Consider the following 16690-nt stretch of genomic DNA (forward strand, 5'->3'; position numbering starts at 1 on the left):
AAGCCACCCGTTCTCACGGGTGGTTTTGACTTTGCAGTGACAATGATAAATTGAGAGAAAAGAGAGTAAATTCCAATTTGACAGAATTGTCTAAATAGTGTAAACTTAAAACTATCATAACTACGGAGGCATCACATGCTTAACAAAGCGACCCATTTGGGAAATCTTAAAGCTTTTTATTACTTTAGTTTCTTTAGATAGGACGTTTGTGTTTCAGGATACAAGCGTCAGTCAGTTTGTATCTATGAAGCTAAAGCATTTTGTGATGGATTAGCCGATTAGATGAATAGGTCTAACCGGTGACATAAGCTAGCCTGTGCTAGTCAAGATGCATAAAACCAGTTGGGCCTGTCCTAACTGGTTTTTTTCATACCGTGGTCTATTTTTAATTTTCATTTGACTCTATCGTCTCGGAAAAAAGATGACAGAAAATTGGAAATAGATAGAATAAAAAATAGAGGTATACAAGATGAAGAAATTCTTGGTCAGTATGATGGCTGTCATTACAGCTGTCCTCTTGGTAGCATGTTCCAATGCTTCTAATAAAGATTTGGTTCACGTCGGTGTGCTCCAATATGTGGAACATCCTTCCTTGTCAGCGACACGTAAAGGGTTTATTGAAGAACTCAAAGAGGAAGGTTATGTCGACGGTAAGAACATCAAAATCGATTATCAGAATGCACAAGGAGATCAGTCTAACTTGCAGACGATTTCTCAGTCGCTTATTGAAGATAATGATGTCATGTTGGCTATCGCAACCCCAGCAGCCCAGTCTTTGAGTAGTTTGACAAAGGACAAGCCAATTCTCTTTACAGCTGTTACAGATCCAGTTTCAGCTAAATTGGTTAAGTCTATGGACAATGTTGGAGGAAATGTGACAGGGACAAGCGACATGTCACCAATCAACAAACAAGTCGAGTTGTTAAAAAAGGTCCTTCCAAACACTAAAAAAGTTGGGATTATGTACACGACCAGTGAGCGTAACTCAGAAGTTCAGGTTGAAGAAGCCAAGAAATACTTCAAGGAAGCTGGTATTGAAACGGTTATCAAAGGAATTTCATCAACCAATGATATCCAAGACACAGCCAAGAGCTTGATGAGTCAAACCGAAGTGATTTTCATCCCAACTGATAATACCATTGTTAGTGCTATTAATACCTTGGTAGATCTTTCTAAAGAGACTAAGGTTCCAGTTGTTGGTAGTGACGCTGGTAGTGTAGAAAAAGGTGTCCTGTTCACTTATGGAACTAACTATGAAGCGCTTGGACGTCAAACAGGTAAGTTGGCAGGCCGTGTTCTCCGAGGTGAGAAGGTCAAGGATGTCGATGCCGAGTATCCTAAAACCCTAAATGTTGTGGTTAACCATGACATGGCTAAAGAACTTGGTATTGATGTTTCTAGCATTAGTGACGAGGAATCTAAAGCATCAACACAAGATGACAAACCAATTGCTAAAAAAGATAAGGGTGTCATTAAGCTTAAGGTCAATAAGTCTTCTAAAAAAGGATTTTCAAATGTGGTGCTAACAGCCATTTCTCAGGGACTCCTCTGGGCTATTATGGCTATTGGGGTCTTCATTACCTTCCGTATTTTGGACCTTGCTGATTTGACAGCTGAGGGGGCCTTCCCACTTGGTGCTGCTACGACAACTATCATGATTATCCGTGGAATCAACCCAATCTTTGCGACTCTAGGTGGTTTTGTTGCTGGTATGCTTGCTGGAGCGGTGTCTGGCTTTATGCATACCAAAATGAAGATACCAGCACTCTTAACAGGGATTATTACCTTAACAGGGCTCTATTCAGTTAACCTTTTGGTTCTTGGCAGTGCCAATGTCTCTCTTTCAGGACATAACACGCTTGTGACTATGGTGATGGATCTTGGTCTATCTAAGCTGAATGGTGTGATTCTATTAGGACTGATTTTTGTTAGTCTGGTAGTACTTATGTTGGTTGTTCTCCTTAATACACAGGTTGGACTTGCTCTTCGTGCAACAGGTGATAACCTTGCCATGGGTGAAGCTAATGGTATCAAGGTTGACCGCATGAAGATTCTTGGCTACATGATTTCTAATGGTTTGATTGCCCTATCAGGTGCCCTCCTAGCTCAAAACAATGGCTATGCGGATATGAATATGGGTACTGGTACAATCGTAAATGGCTTGGCTGCAATCATCTTGGCTGAGGTTATCGTCAAGTATCTACCACTTGGCAAACGCCTCTGGTCAATTGTCGTAGGAGCTGTTCTCTACCGTTTGGTCTTGGTTATTATCCTTGCCATGAACGTTGATGCTCAAATGTTGAAATTGGCTTCAGCCATCTTGCTTGCTATCATCCTTTATGTGCCAGAAGTACGCCAAAAATTGAAAATCAGACCTAACAAATCCTTGACTCCAGGAGGTGACAAGTAATGGCTTTACTTAGTTTACAACAGATTCACAAAACCTTTGAAAAAGGCACAGTCAATGAAAATCACGTCCTTCGTGGTTTGGATCTCGACATTGAGCAGGGAGATTTTATCTCTGTTATTGGGGGAAATGGTGCTGGTAAATCAACCTTGATGAATTCAATTGCTGGTGTTCTTAGCATTGATGAGGGGGATATCTTGTTAGAGGGGCAATCTATTAAGAAAGCATCTGTAGATGAGCGCTCTAAAGACATTAGTCGTGTTTTCCAAGATCCTCGAATGGGGACAGCGACAAACCTTTCTATCGAAGAAAATATGGCGATTGCTTATCGTCGTGGTAAGAAACGTAGCTTCTTTAAAAAGTCTATCACTGAAAGCGAGCGTCAAGTCTTCAAGGAAGCCTTGGTAGATCTTGGTCTTGGTCTTGAGAATCGTATGAAGACCGATGCTAATTTCTTGTCAGGTGGTCAACGCCAAGCTTTGACACTTGCTATGGCAACCTTGGTTCGTCCAAAAATCTTGCTTTTGGATGAACACACAGCAGCACTAGATCCTAAGACAAGTGATATGGTCATGAATTTGACACGTAAGATTGTTGAAGAACAAGAATTGACAACCCTTATGATTACCCATAATATGGAACATGCTATTGAATATGGGAACCGTCTGGTCATGCTCTATCATGGTAAAATCGTCGTCGATGTGCGAGGTAAGGAAAAGAAAAACCTCACAGTTGCAGAACTTATGGACCTCTTCCACAAAAATAGTGGACAAGTCCTCAATGACGATGCCTTGGTGCTCGGTTAACAAACAAAAAAGAAACTATCCAAAGTTCAGATTTTGGGTAGTTTTTTCTTGACTATTTTTGACCAAGTGCTAAAATAAATATATGGATTAGCACTCGTGGTTTATGAGTGCTAAAAATAACGTTTTACACGTTACTAATAACAAATAACATTTGGAGGTAATTGGTATGGCATTGAAACCATTGGGTGATCGTATCGTTGTCCGTTTTGAAGAAACAGAAGAAAAAACAGCTAGTGGCTTTGTATTGGCAGGAGCCAGTCATGAAGCTACAAAAACTGCTGAGGTTTTGGCAGTAGGCGAAGGAATCCGTACTCTTACTGGTGAATTGATTGCACCTAGTGTTGCAGCAGGCGATAAAGTTCTTGTTGAAAATGGTGCAGGTATCAATGTTAAAGACGGAGATGATTCCGTTTCAATTATCCATGAAGCAGATATTTTAGCAGTCCTAGCTTAGGTCTATGCTAATCAGATATAAAGTAAGATAAAGAAGGAGTAACTATGGCAAAAGATATTAAATTTTCATCAGATGCACGCGCAGCAATGGTCCGTGGTGTTGATACTTTGGCTGATACGGTTAAGGTAACGCTTGGTCCTAAAGGTCGTAACGTGGTTTTGGAAAAAGCTTTTGGCTCACCTCTTATCACTAATGATGGTGTGACAATTGCTAAAGAAATTGAACTCGAAGATCACTTTGAAAATATGGGTGCTAAGCTTGTCAGCGAAGTGGCTTCAAAAACGAACGATATTGCTGGTGACGGAACAACTACAGCCACTGTTTTGACACAGGCTATCGTCCGTGAAGGTCTCAAAAATGTAACGGCTGGTGCTAATCCAATCGGTATCCGTCGTGGGATTGAAGCAGCTGTAGCTACAGCTGTGGAAGAGCTTAAAGCCATTGCACAACCAGTTGCTAATAAGGAAGCTATTGCCCAAGTCGCAGCGGTTTCATCACGTTCTGAAAAAGTTGGTGAATACATTTCAGAAGCTATGGAACGTGTGGGTAATGACGGTGTTATCACTATTGAAGAGTCACGTGGTATGGAGACAGAACTCGAAGTGGTTGAAGGTATGCAGTTTGACCGTGGTTATCTTTCTCAGTACATGGTTACTGATAATGAAAAAATGGTCGCTGACCTTGATAATCCATTTATCCTTGTGACTGACAAGAAAATTTCAAATATTCAGGATGTCCTTCCACTCTTGGAAGAAGTGCTTAAGACAAGCCGTCCACTCTTGATCATTGCTGATGACGTGGATGGTGAAGCTCTTCCGACACTTGTTCTTAACAAGATTCGTGGAACTTTCAATGTTGTTGCTGTTAAGGCACCTGGCTTTGGTGACCGTCGTAAAGCGATGTTGGAAGACATTGCCGTATTGACAGGAGCAACTGTCATTACTGAGGATCTTGGTCTTGAGCTTAAGGACGCAACTATGGCAGCACTTGGTCAAGCTTCGAAAGTAACTGTGGATAAAGATAGCACAGTTATTGTTGAAGGTGCTGGGAGCGCAGAAGCGATTGCTAACCGTGTTAACCTCATCAAGTCTCAATTGGAAACAACAACATCTGAGTTTGACCGTGAAAAACTTCAAGAACGTTTGGCTAAATTGTCAGGTGGGGTTGCAGTTGTTAAGGTTGGTGCGGCCACTGAAACAGCCCTTAAAGAAATGAAACTTCGTATCGAAGATGCCCTTAACGCTACTCGTGCCGCTGTTGAAGAAGGTATCGTAGCAGGTGGTGGTACAGCTCTTGTTAACGTCATTGCTAAGGTTGCTGAACTTGATCTTGAAGGTGACGACGCTACAGGGCGTAATATTGTCCTCCGTGCCTTGGAAGAGCCAGTTCGCCAAATTGCTTATAACGCTGGTTATGAAGGTTCAGTTATCATCGATAAATTGAAGAACAGCCCAGTTGGTACAGGCTTTAACGCTGCTAACGGTGAATGGGTAGATATGGTCGCAGCAGGAATTATCGACCCTGTTAAGGTCACACGTTCTGCCCTCCAAAATGCTGCTTCTGTAGCAAGTCTTATCTTGACAACCGAGGCAGTCGTTGCCAACAAATCTGAACCAGAGGCTCCAGCAGCACCAGCTATGGATCCAGGAATGATGGGTTACTAAGAGTTTAAAAAGCAAAAGAAAAAACCTAGGAAAAGTAGAGAAACTTTTTCTGGGTTTTCTTTTTTTCAATTATTTGTTGTTAATTACTGAAAAGGGTTAAATGTATCAGAACTTCCTTGTTGCCCGGCCATTTGCATCATCATTTGTTGCTGTTTGATACGCTCTGCTTCCTTATTCATATTGATAGAAACAACAAGAAGGATGACCCAACCGATGAAGGTCCAGTTTAGGAGGATGGATAAAACAAAGACTAGCCATTTCTCGTCTGTTTTGTTTAGGAGGGCTGGTAAGATAATAAGTGCTACAAAAGGTAAAGAAAAAATTAGGAGGAAAAGTGCTAAGGGTAACGTTGCCCCAACTTCATCGCTAGCAACTCCAATTAAATATATTCCGAGGGCCCAGATGATAAATGGAATATCAGCGATGGCTAACATGATGAGGTTTGTTTGGGTTTTCTTGTCTTGTTTCTTCCAAGTTTCGTTTAGATTTTTGCTTGCTTGTTGGAAAGTTTCACCAGTTTGATTCGCAAATTGGTTAACAGTCTGACTGGCAGTTTCTACAACAGGTTTAACTTGTTCCTGGAAGGTCTTTGCTTGCTTTTCTTGAGCTAGGTTAGTTGCTTGGAAAGTCTCTTCTTCATCTGCTGTAGAGTTAGTGAGTGGTTCTTCAGCAACATCATAGCTGTCAACATTTTTTTCGGCAGTTTCTACCACTTCTGTTGATGGTGCAGATTCTGCTGGTTCAACAACTTCTGAATCTTGCTTAGTTTCTACAGTCTCTTTTTGTGAGACAGTTTCTGTTACTTCGACAGTTTGTTTGGGAGTTTCTCGGACAAACTCGCCTTTCTGAGCTGCTTCAGCCATTTCTTGAATACTTGGATTACGACCATTAACTGCTTGGAAAAAATCGATCCAATCTTGTTGCTTCATGTGTATAACCTCCAGATATCTTGATTAAAAAATGTTGATAATTTACAATTATAGCAATAGTGTAAGGGGACCGCAATGGGAGTCTTTACTTTATTTCCTTATAATCTTCTTATCACTAAAGATGGGAAAGAGAAAGAAATAGGTTAGGATATAGACCACTAGAGGATATATCAGTGGATTATAGTCCCAGGCTCCTTGCCAATCTAGGTGTAAGAGTCTAACACTAGCGCGTGTTAGGCCTGTGCTCCAAGCTTTAAGGCCAAATGGTCTTAGGATTAAACTGAGTGGTGTTGGAAGATGCAAAAGGTAGACTCCATAAACTGCCACTAAAACTAAGAGATATAATCTAAAAAAACGCTGGTGGTAGGCCCACAAGCGTGTAAAATAGTTTTTCATTAGCCAATAACTGCAAAGAGTTTTTGAGCGTTTGATTGGCGAGTAGCATCCATGATGAGGAATAAGTCAACAATTGACCAGATACCACATCCACCACACGTCAAAAGTTTACCAACACCGAGACCAATTTGTCCTAACAAAAAGCGGTCAATTCCAAGAGTCCCACCTAGAAGTGAAATAATCAACAACATTGTTGGATCTTGGAAGCTGATTGAGTAAAGCATTGAAAGTTGTTGCTCAGGAAGTGCTTCAAGACGTTGACGGATGTACTGAACTTGTTCTGCTGGAAAATACTTGGCATTGATAGCTAACCATTGATCTGCTGGATTCATAATTAAATACTCCTCTAATTTATATGATATGTAAAGCTTAACATAATGTCCAGGGAGATTCAAGGTGGTCAAGTCTTTTGAAGTCAATAAAAGCAACTTATTTGCAAGCTTCCACTGTGTCATAACTAGAGGATCATTAGGATAATCCTTTCGCACTATGCTTGAGAATGAGCCTACTTCTATTATTTGTGATTTCTTAACCCTTGTTCAAAACTGTCTGAGCTCGCCTTAACAGTGATTTTGTCGAGTGTTAAGGGATGGGTGAAACTAAGGGTGTGAGCGTGGAGCATAAGTCGAGATGCGGGGCGGTGGCTATAAAGAGGATCCCCCAGAATGGCATGCCCATGGTGGGCCAGATGCACACGAATTTGGTGGGTCCGGCCGGTTTTTAGTTGACAATTGACCAGACTGGCTCCTTTGAAGTTTTTGAGGCGCGTGATGGTTGTATAGGCAACCTGCCCTTTTCTAGGATCAACCACTCGTTTTCTACGGTCATGGCGGTCGCGTCCAATCTTGTCATTGTACACAGTCTCCTTGGTCTGGAATTTACCTTCAGCTAATGCCCAGTATTGACGCTGAATCTTCTTATCTTCCAAGAGTCGATTGAGAATAGGGAGAATAAAAGGATTTTTTGCGAAAAGTACAGCTCCACTAGTTTCCATGTCTAGTCGATGAACGACGTAACAGGTTTGCCCACAATAGGCCGAAACATGGTTAAGTAGAGCAATTTCTGTGGGTTCATTACCATGCGTCTTCATTCCTTCAGGCTTATTGACCACGATGAGATGCTGATCCTCATAGAGAGGTTCTACTAAACTGGCATTTCCCATAGGGATAATTTTTTCAGGGTAGTCCTCTGTATCAAAGGTCAGGCTAATCTTATCACCTTTTTCAACAGGACTCTGCCAATTAATAGTCTCTCCATTGATGAGGACGTGCTTTTTCGTGCGTAGGAAATGACGAATCTTACGAGGAATGAGGAGCTTAGTTTCGAGTAAGTCTTTGATAGTTGTTGCAGGATAGGGATTGATAATTTCTACGTGTAAAGTCATGGTTTCATTATATCATGAACGTTTAAAAGAGGACAGAATCTGTAAAAACTTGGTATAATAGGGTCATGACATTTTTTGATAATCTAAAAAACAAACTTTTTAAAGAAGAAAACAGCGGAAAGGGCAAGGATTCCCAGCCTGCTGAAAAATCGAAGAATTTACAAAATAAGATAAAGGGACTCTTTGCTAAGAAACCTGATGAGGTTGAACAAGCCGTTGAAGACTTGGATATGTCTCAGGAAAGTCAAGAGACGTCACGTTATCAACGTTCTAAGCAAAAGAAACCTATTGATACCACCAAACCCTTAGGTAAGGTTCAGGCGTTCTTGAGCAAGTTTACGCTTTCGCCAAGAAATCCTATTCGCCGCTTCTGGCGTCGCTATCATATTGGGAAAATTCTCTTTATCATGCTAGCTGTGCTGGTTCTGACAGTAGGTTCCTACCTTTTCTATATTGCCAAGACGACCAATGTTTCAGACCTTCAAGATGCCTTGAAAGCCACTACGGTTATCTATGACAAAGAAGGCAATCAAGCTGGTTCTTTGTCAGGGCAAAAAGGGACCTATGTGGAACTAGACGCTATTAGTGATAGCTTGGAGAATGCTGTCATAGCAACTGAGGACCGTACCTTCTATAAAAATAGCGGGGTTAACGTCAAGCGATTCCTCCTGGCTATTGTGTCCATGGGGCGCTTTGGTGGTGGTTCAACCATTACCCAACAGTTGGCTAAAAATGCCTTCTTGACTCAAGAACAGACTGTTACTCGTAAGGCCAAGGAATTCTTCCTCTCTTTGGAATTAACCAAGAAATACAGCAAGCAAGAAATCCTTACTATGTACCTCAATAATGCCTACTTCGGAAATGGGGTTTGGGGTGTTGAAGACGCCAGCCAAAAATACTTCGGGACAAGTGCTGCCAATCTAACCGTTGATGAAGCAGCGACCCTCGCTGGTATGCTTAAGGGACCTGAAATTTACAACCCAATCGATAATATCCAAAATGCGACCAACCGTCGAAATACTGTCCTCGCCAACATGGTTGATGACAAGAAGTTGAGTCAGGCCGATGCCGACAGTGCCGCAGGAGTTGATATGGCTAGTCGCCTGGATGATACCTATCAAGGGACTGGCGATGACTACAAGTATCCGTCTTACTTTGATGCCGTCATTGAAGAAGCTACGAAAACTTATGGTTTGAGTGAGGATGAAATCGTTAAAAATGGTTACAAGATCTACACAGAGATGGATGCCAACTCACAAGCTAACATGCAGCAAACCTACGAAAATACCTATCTCTTCCCTACATCAGAAAGTGATGGTAGTACAGCCCAGTCAGCTAGTGTGGCACTTGATCCAACAACTGGAGCGGTCCGTGGTCTAGTAGGTCGTGTAGGTGGTACCAGTAATACAACCTTCCGTAACTTTAACTATGCGACCCAAGGTAAACGTAGTCCTGGATCAACCATCAAACCTTTGGTAGTCTATGCTCCGGCCTTGGCTTCAGGATGGAGCATCAATAAGGACCTCCCGAATAAACCAATCGACTACAACGGCTATACCCCAACTAACTATGGTGATATTGAGACAGAGGATATCCCCATGTATCAAGCTTTGGCCAACTCCTACAATGTCCCAGCAGTTTACCTATTTAATCAAATCGGTATTCAAAAAGGGATTAGTTATGGTCAAAAATTCGGTCTCAACTTTGACAATGTTCCAGAAGAACTGGGAATTTCACTTGGTGGTGGTGTGACAGCTAGTCCTCTTCAAATGGCTCAGGCTTATGCGACTTTTGCTAATGGTGGTGAGATGAACACGGCTTATTTCATCACTAAAATTGAAAATGCCAGTGGTGACATTATTGCTACCCATAGTAAGAAGTCTAAACGTGTTATTAGCCAGTCGGTAGCTAACCAGATGACCAGCATGATGCTTGGTACCTTCTCAAATGGTTCTGCTGTGAATGCCAACTATACAGGTTACACGATGGCAGGTAAGACAGGGACTGTTCAGGCTGAATTTAACAAGGATTTGACTAGTGACCAGTGGGTGATTGGTTATACTCCTGATGTGGTTATGACGACCTGGATCGGTTTTGATAAGACTGACGAGAGTCACTACTTAACAGGGGCTAGCTCGGGAACAGCTTCGACGATCTTCAGCTACATCGCTGCGGATGTTTTGCCAAATACACCAGGTACTGAGTTTACCGTTGAAAATGCCTATGCAGCTGATGGTCAAACCCTAGATTATACGGCAGATCCAAATGACTCGCGCAATAGCAGTAACAAGTCATGGACAGACAAGGCATCAGACGTTGTGAATGACGTTAAAGATCAGGCAAGCAGCCTTTGGGATAAGATTACAGACTCCTTCTCAGGTCTATTCAGATAGCTTGTCAATTGCATTTAAAAGTGGTAAGATAAAAAGAACGGAGGCGTTATGGCACAGAAAAAAGCAAGCCTAGCGTGTGCTGAATGCGGGAGCCGAAACTACTCAATTAATGTGAGTAGCACTCCCAAACCAACACGACTAGAAGTTAACAAATTTTGTAAACATTGTAAAAAATACACCTTGCATAAGGAAACAAGATAGGAGACACCGTGAGACAAACTGGAAGTATTTTCAAAGTCTTGAAAGACACGACTTGGCCAGACCGTAAACAACGCTGGCACGATTTTATTTCAGTTCTTGAGTATACTGCGTTCTTCACTGTCATCATCTATGCATTTGATGAATTGTTGAGTCGCGCTATGTCAGCACTGATTAACTTTTTCTAAAGAAAACACAAAAAGAGTGGGAATGCCTGCTCTTTTTTGTTATAATAAATGCAGATAAAAGCGAGAACAAGGGCCACCAGGCTTTTTTATTACGCTTTGAATTAAACCTTAGACATTCACTGACATTTAACACTCGCATCTAGAAGATAGCTAGCCAAAGGTGTTTAAATGTCATTTAGAAAAAAGAAAGGAATCCTAAAATGCTAGATTCATTCGACAAGGGCTGGTTCGTCCTTCAAACCTATTCAGGATACGAAAACAAAGTTAAAGAAAACCTTTTGCAACGTGCCCAAACTTATAATATGCTTGAAAATATCTTGCGTGTTGAAATTCCAACTCAAACGGTTAATGTTGAGAAAAACGGTAAAGTTAAAGAAGTAGAAGAAAACCGCTTCCCTGGTTACGTTCTTGTTGAGATGGTAATGACAGACGAAGCATGGTTCGTTGTTCGTAACACTCCAAACGTTACTGGTTTCGTTGGTTCTCACGGTAACCGTTCTAAACCAACACCACTTTTGGAAGAAGAAATCCGTCAAATCTTGATTTCAATGGGTCAAACCGTTGATGTCTTTGATACTAATATCAAGGTTGGTGACGTGGTTCAAATCATCGATGGTGCCTTTATGGGTCAAGAAGGCCGTGTTGTAGAAATTGAAAACAACAAGGTTAAAATCATGATTAATATGTTTGGTTCAGAAACAGCTGCTGAACTTGAACTTTACCAAATCGCTGAACTTTAAGATAGACAAAAAGAGGTTGGGCTAAGAGACTTCAACCTTGGAAGACTATCTCATTAAACTTGAGGGGAGAGGCTAGAAGCTAGATTTTTGAAATTTAGTTCTGTGTCACTCCCTTTTTTCTAACGGATGATGATGAATTACAAACGATTTTACGATAGGATTAGCGCTCCTTTGCGTTCTTACGCTAAGGTTTTAGAAGGGTTGAACAAGCTTATAACTAGGACTTTTTACCTGCTTTTTCCTATATTTCTTATTTGGGTTTGGCTAAGGAATGGTTGGTTTGTTCTCTCTACGACAGTGCTTATTATGGGGGGAGGCTTTTTCCTTCTTTCTCTTGGTCGTAGCCTCTATAATCGACCACGTCCATACCAGACCTGGGCTATTCAACCCCTTATTAAGAAGGATAGTTTGGGTAAGTCCTTTCCCAGTCGGCATGTTTTCTCAGCGACTGTCATTGCTATGTTGGCACTGACGCTTAACCCCTGGCTAGGTGGGGCTATGCTTTTTCTGGCGATGGCTCTAGCTTTTTTGCGCGTGCTAGGTGGTGTTCACTATCCTAGTGATGTTTTGGCAGGCTATGCCATTGGGATTCTTGTAGGTCTCCTTCTTTATCTTTAGAAAATTTGGGTCTTCTTCGAGAGAGGAAGGCTTTTTTCGTTGAAAAAGGAAAGGCACCTCTAGGGCACCTTTCCTTTTGTTCTAAAATTCGAGTTGGCAATTAAAGGCTGTTCCCACCATTAGATATTAGCTTAGTTTAGGACATGTTCTCTAATAGCTTGAGCGACTCCATGCTCATCATTTGAAGCCGTTACTAAGTTTGCAGTTTCCTTAACCTCTTCAGGTGCATTGCCCATAGCAATTCCTAGACCAGCTAGAGCTAGCATAGGACTATCGTTGAAGTTATCTCCGATAGTCATGACTTCTTCAAGAGGAAGGTCATAATATTTGGCAACTTCAAGGAGAGCGTGTTCTTTAGAAACATGTTTGGCAGTGACTTCTAAGTAGTTATCTTTGGATAAGTAGAAGGCTGTCTGTGGAAAATCCATGCTTAGGAGTTTTTGGTGGAGGTCCTGGATAACTTCAGGCTCATCAATCAACAATAGCTTGTGGATAGGTGGTTCTGAGTCTGAGACCGTGTCTTGTAGTTCCTTAATGATAGGAGATTCACCCGTGATACTTCCTTCCAACTGAGACCATTTGTCTAGTTCGTTGGTGATCCAGTCCTTGCCAGAGTAGATATTCACAGAGACACTTGGATAATCTGTGGATAAGTAGCTAAGAAGTTCTTGAATCTCAGCTTTATCCACAGGGTGCTGTATGATAGTACGATCACCCTCAAGTACTAAGGCACCGTTGTAGCAGGCGATAGGATTGTCATGAAGTCCCAGTTTATGAGCAATTGGTTGCATCCCTAGTGGCGAACGGGCAGAAGCTAAAACAAAGGGAATATTTGCTTTTTCAAGCTTTGGCATTAGCTCTATCAGCTGCTCGTCCACCTGGTGGTTACTAGTGAGAATAGTGCCATCAATGTCACTGATAATCAAACGAATATTACTCATAGTCGCTATCCTTTCCATCGTATAAAATCGTTACTTTATCTTTAAGAGACTCTACCAAATCAGGGTCAGGTTTCTTATCTGTAATCCAGTAGTCAAAGTCTTCAATCTTGCCCAAGATATATTTGGAATGTTTTTCATATTTATCAGATTCAGCAATAAGAATCTTGGTTCTAGCAGCTTGCATGGCCAGTTGTTTGACAGCAACGTCCTCTTCATCTTCATAGCTAACCACTCCTTGACTGAGACTAGCCGCTCCAAAGAAGGCTAAGTCAAATTGTAGATGTTGCAAGAGCTGGGCTTCGTGAAGCGAATAGTAGAAGCGGTTTTTGCTGTAAAATCTTCCTCCCAAGAGATGAAAGTCGATTCCTTCTTTGCCACTTAGGACCAAGGCGTTGTCCAAAGAGTGGGAGTAGACAGTGACGCTCTTAGTCAATTTTTGTGAAACTTCAAGCATCAGGGTAGAGACATCGAAGAAGAGTAGAGATTGGTCTTTGACCAAGCTAAGCGCTAGGTCTGCCATTTTTTTCTTGTCTTCAGTGAGTCCTTTCTGACGTTCCTGGAAGCCAAGAACAGTGGTATTTTTAACTGGAAGAATGCCACCATGGGTACGCTGAGCCAAATTCCTCTGGCTGAGGCAGTCGAAATCTCTTCTGACGGTATCTTTGGAAACACCTAATGCGTCAACCATTTCCTTGACAGATAGGTTTCCGCGCTCCTCCAAAAGTGTTAATATTTTCTCTAATCGTTGTTCCTGATACATGAGTCACCTACTTTCTGATACTAGTATAGCATCTTTTTGCTTTTTTGTTACACAAAAGCGCAAAAAAACTTAAAAAGAAGAAAAAAGGTGCAAAATAGACTCAGGTGAATTTGCCTCTTAAAGTTCCCTTATCATCTTTAAAAATCCTTCAAAAATGCTATAATAGAAGCATTACGAATATTGGAGAGAAACCATGAGTTTTTACAATCATAAAGAAATCGAGCCTAAGTGGCAAAAATACTGGGCTGACCATCACACTTTTAAGACAGGAACAGATGCCTCAAAACCTAAGTTTTATGCGCTTGACATGTTCCCTTATCCATCTGGAGCGGGTCTTCACGTAGGACACCCAGAAGGTTATACAGCGACTGATATCCTCAGCCGTTTCAAACGTGCGCAAGGTTACAATGTCCTTCACCCAATGGGATGGGATGCCTTTGGTTTGCCTGCAGAGCAATACGCTATGGATACAGGGAATGACCCAGCGGAATTCACAGCAGAAAACATTGCCAACTTCAAACGCCAAATCAATGCGCTTGGATTCTCTTACGACTGGGACCGTGAAGTCAATACTACAGATCCAAACTACTACAAGTGGACGCAATGGATCTTCACTAAGCTTTACGAAAAAGGTTTGGCTTATGAAGCTGAAGTGCCAGTAAACTGGGTTGAAGAATTGGGAACAGCTATTGCCAACGAAGAAGTTCTTCCAGATGGAACATCTGAGCGTGGTGGCTATCCAGTTGTCCGTAAACCAATGCGCCAATGGATGCTCAAAATCACTGCCTATGCTGAGCGCTTGCTCAATGATTTGGATGACCTTGACTGGCCAGAGTCTATCAAGGACATGCAACGCAACTGGATTGGTAAATCAACTGGTGCTAACGTAACTTTCAAAGTAAAAGGAACAGACAAGGAATTCACTGTCTTTACGACACGTCCAGATACTCTTTTTGGTGCGACCTTCACTGTTTTGGCTCCTGAGCATGAACTAGTAGATGCCATCACAACACCTGAACAAGCTGAGGCTGTAGCTGACTACAAACACCAAGCCAGCCTTAAATCAGACTTGGCTCGTACAGACCTTGCTAAGGAAAAAACTGGGGTTTGGACTGGTGCTTATGCCGTCAACCCTGTCAATGGTAAAGAAATCCCAATCTGGATTGCGGACTATGTTCTTGCTAGCTACGGAACAGGTGCTGTTATGGCTGTACCTGCCCACGATGAGCGTGACTGGGAATTTGCAAAACAGTTTGACCTTCCAATCGTAGAAGTCTTGGAAGGTGGAAACGTTGAAGAGGCTGCTTACACAGAAGATGGCCTTCACGTCAACTCTGACTTCTTGAACGGTCTCAACAAAGAAGAAGCGATTGCTAAAATCGTGGCTTGGTTGGAAGAAAAAGGCTTTGGTCAAGAAAAGATCACTTACCGTCTTCGTGACTGGCTCTTTAGCCGTCAACGTTACTGGGGTGAACCAATCCCAATTATTCATTGGGAAGATGGAACTTCAACAGCTGTTCCAGAAAGTGAACTCCCACTTGTCTTGCCAGTAACCAAGGACATCCGCCCTTCAGGTACTGGTGAAAGCCCATTGGCTAACTTAACAGACTGGCTTGAAGTGACTCGTGAGGATGGTGTCAAAGGTCGTCGTGAGACTAATACTATGCCACAATGGGCAGGTTCAAGCTGGTACTACCTCCGCTATATCGATCCACACAACACAGAGAAATTGGCTGATGAGGATCTCCTTAAACAATGGTTGCCAGTCGATATTTATGTGGGTGGTGCAGAACACGCCGTGCTTCACTTGCTTTACGCTCGTTTCTGGCACAAATTCCTCTATGACCTTGGTGTTGTACCGACTAAAGAGCCATTCCAAAAACTCTTTAATCAAGGAATGATCTTGGGAACAAGCTACCGTGATCACCGTGGAGCTCTTGTGGCAACTGACAAGGTTGAAAAACGTGACGGTTCCTTCTTCCATGTGGAAACAGGGGAAGAGTTGGAGCAAGCACCAGCCAAGATGTCTAAATCCCTCAAGAACGTTGTCAACCCAGACGATGTGGTGGAACAATACGGTGCTGATACCCTTCGTGTCTATGAAATGTTTATGGGACCACTCGATGCTTCAATCGCTTGGTCTGAAGAAGGTCTGGAAGGAAGCCGTAAATTCCTTGACCGTGTTTACCGTTTGATCACAAGTAAAGAAATCGTTGCGGAAAACAATGGCGCTCTTGACAAGGTTTATAACGAAACCGTTAAATCTGTTACTGAGCAAATCGAGTCTATGAAATTCAACACAGCCATTGCTCAGCTCATGGTCTTTGTCAATGCGGCTAACAAGGAAGACAAACTCTATGTGGATTATGCTAAAGGCTTTATCCAATTGATCGCCCCATTTGCGCCTCACTTGGCAGAAGAACTCTGGCAAACAGTCGCAGAAACAGGTGAGTCTATCTCTTATGTAGCTTGGCCAACATGGGACGAAAGCAAATTGGTTGAAGACGAAATCGAAATCGTCGTTCAAATCAAAGGTAAAGTCCGTGCCAAACTCACGGTTGCTAAAGACCTTTCACGTGAAGAGTTGCAAGAAGTCGCTCTTGCTAATGAAAAAGTCAAAGCAGAGATTGATGGCAAGGAAATCGTGAAAGTGATTGCGGTACCTAATAAATTGGTTAACATTGTTGTAAAATAACCAATTTAGTTGTTCATTTCCAACCTCAAACAGTTTCCCAAACTGTTTGAGGTTAATAAAATCGTTAACATTGTTGTAAAATAAAGGCTCTTTGTCAACTGTAGTGGGTGACGAAAA

16 protein-coding genes are annotated in these 16690 nt (G+C 42.1%); 10 read left to right on the forward strand and 6 right to left on the reverse strand.

Translation table 11 applies throughout. From position 1 onward, the window contains the following. The first annotated feature begins 469 nt into the window (after positions 1 to 469). From HMPREF2877_RS00375 to groL, 4 genes are all read left to right on the forward strand, one after another. Positions 470 to 2410 (forward strand): ABC transporter substrate binding protein, encoded by a 1941-nt coding sequence (locus HMPREF2877_RS00375; RefSeq protein ID WP_002883690.1) that lies wholly within the window; start codon positions 470 to 472, stop codon positions 2408 to 2410. Further along, the gene (locus HMPREF2877_RS00380; protein ID WP_002886461.1) at positions 2410 to 3213 is read left to right on the forward strand and encodes an ABC transporter ATP-binding protein; all 804 of its coding nucleotides are present in this window, start codon (positions 2410 to 2412) and stop codon (positions 3211 to 3213) included. The genes HMPREF2877_RS00375 and HMPREF2877_RS00380 overlap by 1 nt, the downstream gene beginning before the upstream one ends. Before the next feature lie 166 nt (positions 3214 to 3379). After that, positions 3380 to 3667 (forward strand): co-chaperone GroES, encoded by a 288-nt coding sequence (gene groES, locus HMPREF2877_RS00385; RefSeq protein WP_002886462.1) that lies wholly within the window; start codon positions 3380 to 3382, stop codon positions 3665 to 3667. Positions 3668 to 3711: 44 nt separating this feature from the next. Next, on the forward strand, positions 3712 to 5331 hold the full coding sequence (gene groL / locus HMPREF2877_RS00390; RefSeq protein ID WP_045769222.1) for a chaperonin GroEL: 1620 nt from the start codon (positions 3712 to 3714) through the stop codon (positions 5329 to 5331). A gap of 83 nt (positions 5332 to 5414) precedes the next feature. On the opposite strand, the gene HMPREF2877_RS00395 is transcribed toward groL, so the two are convergent. The 4 genes from HMPREF2877_RS00395 to HMPREF2877_RS00405 all read right to left on the reverse strand — a co-directional run bounded on the left by HMPREF2877_RS00395 (position 5415) and on the right by HMPREF2877_RS00405 (position 8040). After that, the gene (locus HMPREF2877_RS00395) at positions 5415 to 6260 is read right to left on the reverse strand and encodes a superinfection immunity protein (protein WP_045769223.1); all 846 of its coding nucleotides are present in this window, start codon (positions 6258 to 6260) and stop codon (positions 5415 to 5417) included. Between the two features lie 90 nt (positions 6261 to 6350). Beyond that, a complete protein-coding gene (locus HMPREF2877_RS10450) occupies positions 6351 to 6656 on the reverse strand; it encodes a DUF2752 domain-containing protein (protein ID WP_013989997.1) in 306 nt (101 codons plus the stop codon). Continuing rightward, entirely contained in the window at positions 6656 to 6988 is a 333-nt protein-coding gene (locus HMPREF2877_RS00400) for a TM2 domain-containing protein (RefSeq protein WP_045769224.1), read from the reverse strand. The genes HMPREF2877_RS10450 and HMPREF2877_RS00400 overlap by 1 nt, the downstream gene beginning before the upstream one ends. A 182-nt stretch (positions 6989 to 7170) precedes the next feature. Then, the gene (locus HMPREF2877_RS00405; protein ID WP_045769225.1) at positions 7171 to 8040 is read right to left on the reverse strand and encodes an RluA family pseudouridine synthase; all 870 of its coding nucleotides are present in this window, start codon (positions 8038 to 8040) and stop codon (positions 7171 to 7173) included. Positions 8041 to 8105: 65 nt separating this feature from the next. Here HMPREF2877_RS00405 and pbp2a point away from each other — a divergent pair, with 65 nt between their 5' ends. From pbp2a to HMPREF2877_RS11375, 5 genes are all read left to right on the forward strand, one after another. Beyond that, complete coding sequence (pbp2a, locus tag HMPREF2877_RS00410) at positions 8106 to 10433, forward strand: penicillin-binding protein PBP2A (RefSeq protein ID WP_045769226.1); 2328 nt, start codon at positions 8106 to 8108, stop codon at positions 10431 to 10433. A 48-nt stretch (positions 10434 to 10481) separates the two neighbouring features. Beyond that, positions 10482 to 10634 carry a 50S ribosomal protein L33 gene (gene rpmG, locus HMPREF2877_RS10455; RefSeq protein WP_002886472.1) on the forward strand — a complete coding sequence of 51 codons (153 nt, stop codon included), beginning with the start codon at positions 10482 to 10484 and terminating at the stop codon, positions 10632 to 10634. 8 nt (positions 10635 to 10642) lie between these two features. Continuing rightward, complete coding sequence (gene secE / locus HMPREF2877_RS00415; protein ID WP_002883656.1) at positions 10643 to 10819, forward strand: preprotein translocase subunit SecE; 177 nt, start codon at positions 10643 to 10645, stop codon at positions 10817 to 10819. A 200-nt stretch (positions 10820 to 11019) separates the two neighbouring features. Continuing rightward, positions 11020 to 11559 (forward strand): transcription termination/antitermination protein NusG, encoded by a 540-nt coding sequence (gene nusG / locus HMPREF2877_RS00420; RefSeq protein WP_002883644.1) that lies wholly within the window; start codon positions 11020 to 11022, stop codon positions 11557 to 11559. Positions 11560 to 11688: 129 nt separating this feature from the next. After that, a complete protein-coding gene (locus tag HMPREF2877_RS11375; protein WP_045769254.1) occupies positions 11689 to 12177 on the forward strand; it encodes a phosphatase PAP2 family protein in 489 nt (162 codons plus the stop codon). Positions 12178 to 12308: 131 nt separating this feature from the next. On the opposite strand, the gene HMPREF2877_RS00430 is transcribed toward HMPREF2877_RS11375, so the two are convergent. Continuing rightward, positions 12309 to 13118, reverse strand: a complete 810-nt coding sequence (locus tag HMPREF2877_RS00430) for a Cof-type HAD-IIB family hydrolase (RefSeq protein WP_045769227.1) — start codon at positions 13116 to 13118, stop codon at positions 12309 to 12311. Next, positions 13111 to 13878 carry a DeoR/GlpR family DNA-binding transcription regulator gene (locus HMPREF2877_RS00435; protein ID WP_045769228.1) on the reverse strand — a complete coding sequence of 256 codons (768 nt, stop codon included), beginning with the start codon at positions 13876 to 13878 and terminating at the stop codon, positions 13111 to 13113. The genes HMPREF2877_RS00430 and HMPREF2877_RS00435 overlap by 8 nt, the downstream gene beginning before the upstream one ends. A gap of 193 nt (positions 13879 to 14071) precedes the next feature. Between HMPREF2877_RS00435 and leuS the strand changes: the two genes are divergently transcribed. Next, a complete protein-coding gene (gene leuS, locus HMPREF2877_RS00440; protein WP_070577980.1) occupies positions 14072 to 16573 on the forward strand; it encodes a leucine--tRNA ligase in 2502 nt (833 codons plus the stop codon). Positions 16574 to 16690 lie beyond the last annotated feature (117 nt).

The sequence above is a fragment of the Streptococcus sp. HMSC072D03 genome, assembly GCF_001812855.1.
Classification (GTDB): domain Bacteria; phylum Bacillota; class Bacilli; order Lactobacillales; family Streptococcaceae; genus Streptococcus; species Streptococcus salivarius_D.

Excerpts from the sequence above, each read along its gene's own strand:
- HMPREF2877_RS00395 (WP_045769223.1), bottom strand. The coding sequence starts at position 6,260 with ATGAAGCAACAAGATTGGATCGATTTTTTCCAAGCAGTTAATGGTCGT.
- pbp2a (WP_045769226.1), top strand. The coding sequence starts at position 8,106 with ATGACATTTTTTGATAATCTAAAAAACAAACTTTTTAAAGAAGAAAAC.
- HMPREF2877_RS00400 (WP_045769224.1), bottom strand. The coding sequence starts at position 6,988 with ATGAATCCAGCAGATCAATGGTTAGCTATCAATGCCAAGTATTTTCCA.
- HMPREF2877_RS11375 (WP_045769254.1), top strand. The coding sequence starts at position 11,689 with ATGATGAATTACAAACGATTTTACGATAGGATTAGCGCTCCTTTGCGT.
- groES (WP_002886462.1), top strand. The coding sequence starts at position 3,380 with ATGGCATTGAAACCATTGGGTGATCGTATCGTTGTCCGTTTTGAAGAA.
- HMPREF2877_RS00430 (WP_045769227.1), bottom strand. The coding sequence starts at position 13,118 with ATGAGTAATATTCGTTTGATTATCAGTGACATTGATGGCACTATTCTC.
- HMPREF2877_RS00375 (WP_002883690.1), top strand. The coding sequence starts at position 470 with ATGAAGAAATTCTTGGTCAGTATGATGGCTGTCATTACAGCTGTCCTC.
- HMPREF2877_RS00405 (WP_045769225.1), bottom strand. The coding sequence starts at position 8,040 with ATGACTTTACACGTAGAAATTATCAATCCCTATCCTGCAACAACTATC.
- HMPREF2877_RS00380 (WP_002886461.1), top strand. The coding sequence starts at position 2,410 with ATGGCTTTACTTAGTTTACAACAGATTCACAAAACCTTTGAAAAAGGC.
- groL (WP_045769222.1), top strand. The coding sequence starts at position 3,712 with ATGGCAAAAGATATTAAATTTTCATCAGATGCACGCGCAGCAATGGTC.
- HMPREF2877_RS00435 (WP_045769228.1), bottom strand. The coding sequence starts at position 13,878 with ATGTATCAGGAACAACGATTAGAGAAAATATTAACACTTTTGGAGGAG.
- nusG (WP_002883644.1), top strand. The coding sequence starts at position 11,020 with ATGCTAGATTCATTCGACAAGGGCTGGTTCGTCCTTCAAACCTATTCA.
- HMPREF2877_RS10450 (WP_013989997.1), bottom strand. The coding sequence starts at position 6,656 with ATGAAAAACTATTTTACACGCTTGTGGGCCTACCACCAGCGTTTTTTT.
- leuS (WP_070577980.1), top strand. The coding sequence starts at position 14,072 with ATGAGTTTTTACAATCATAAAGAAATCGAGCCTAAGTGGCAAAAATAC.
- rpmG (WP_002886472.1), top strand. The coding sequence starts at position 10,482 with ATGGCACAGAAAAAAGCAAGCCTAGCGTGTGCTGAATGCGGGAGCCGA.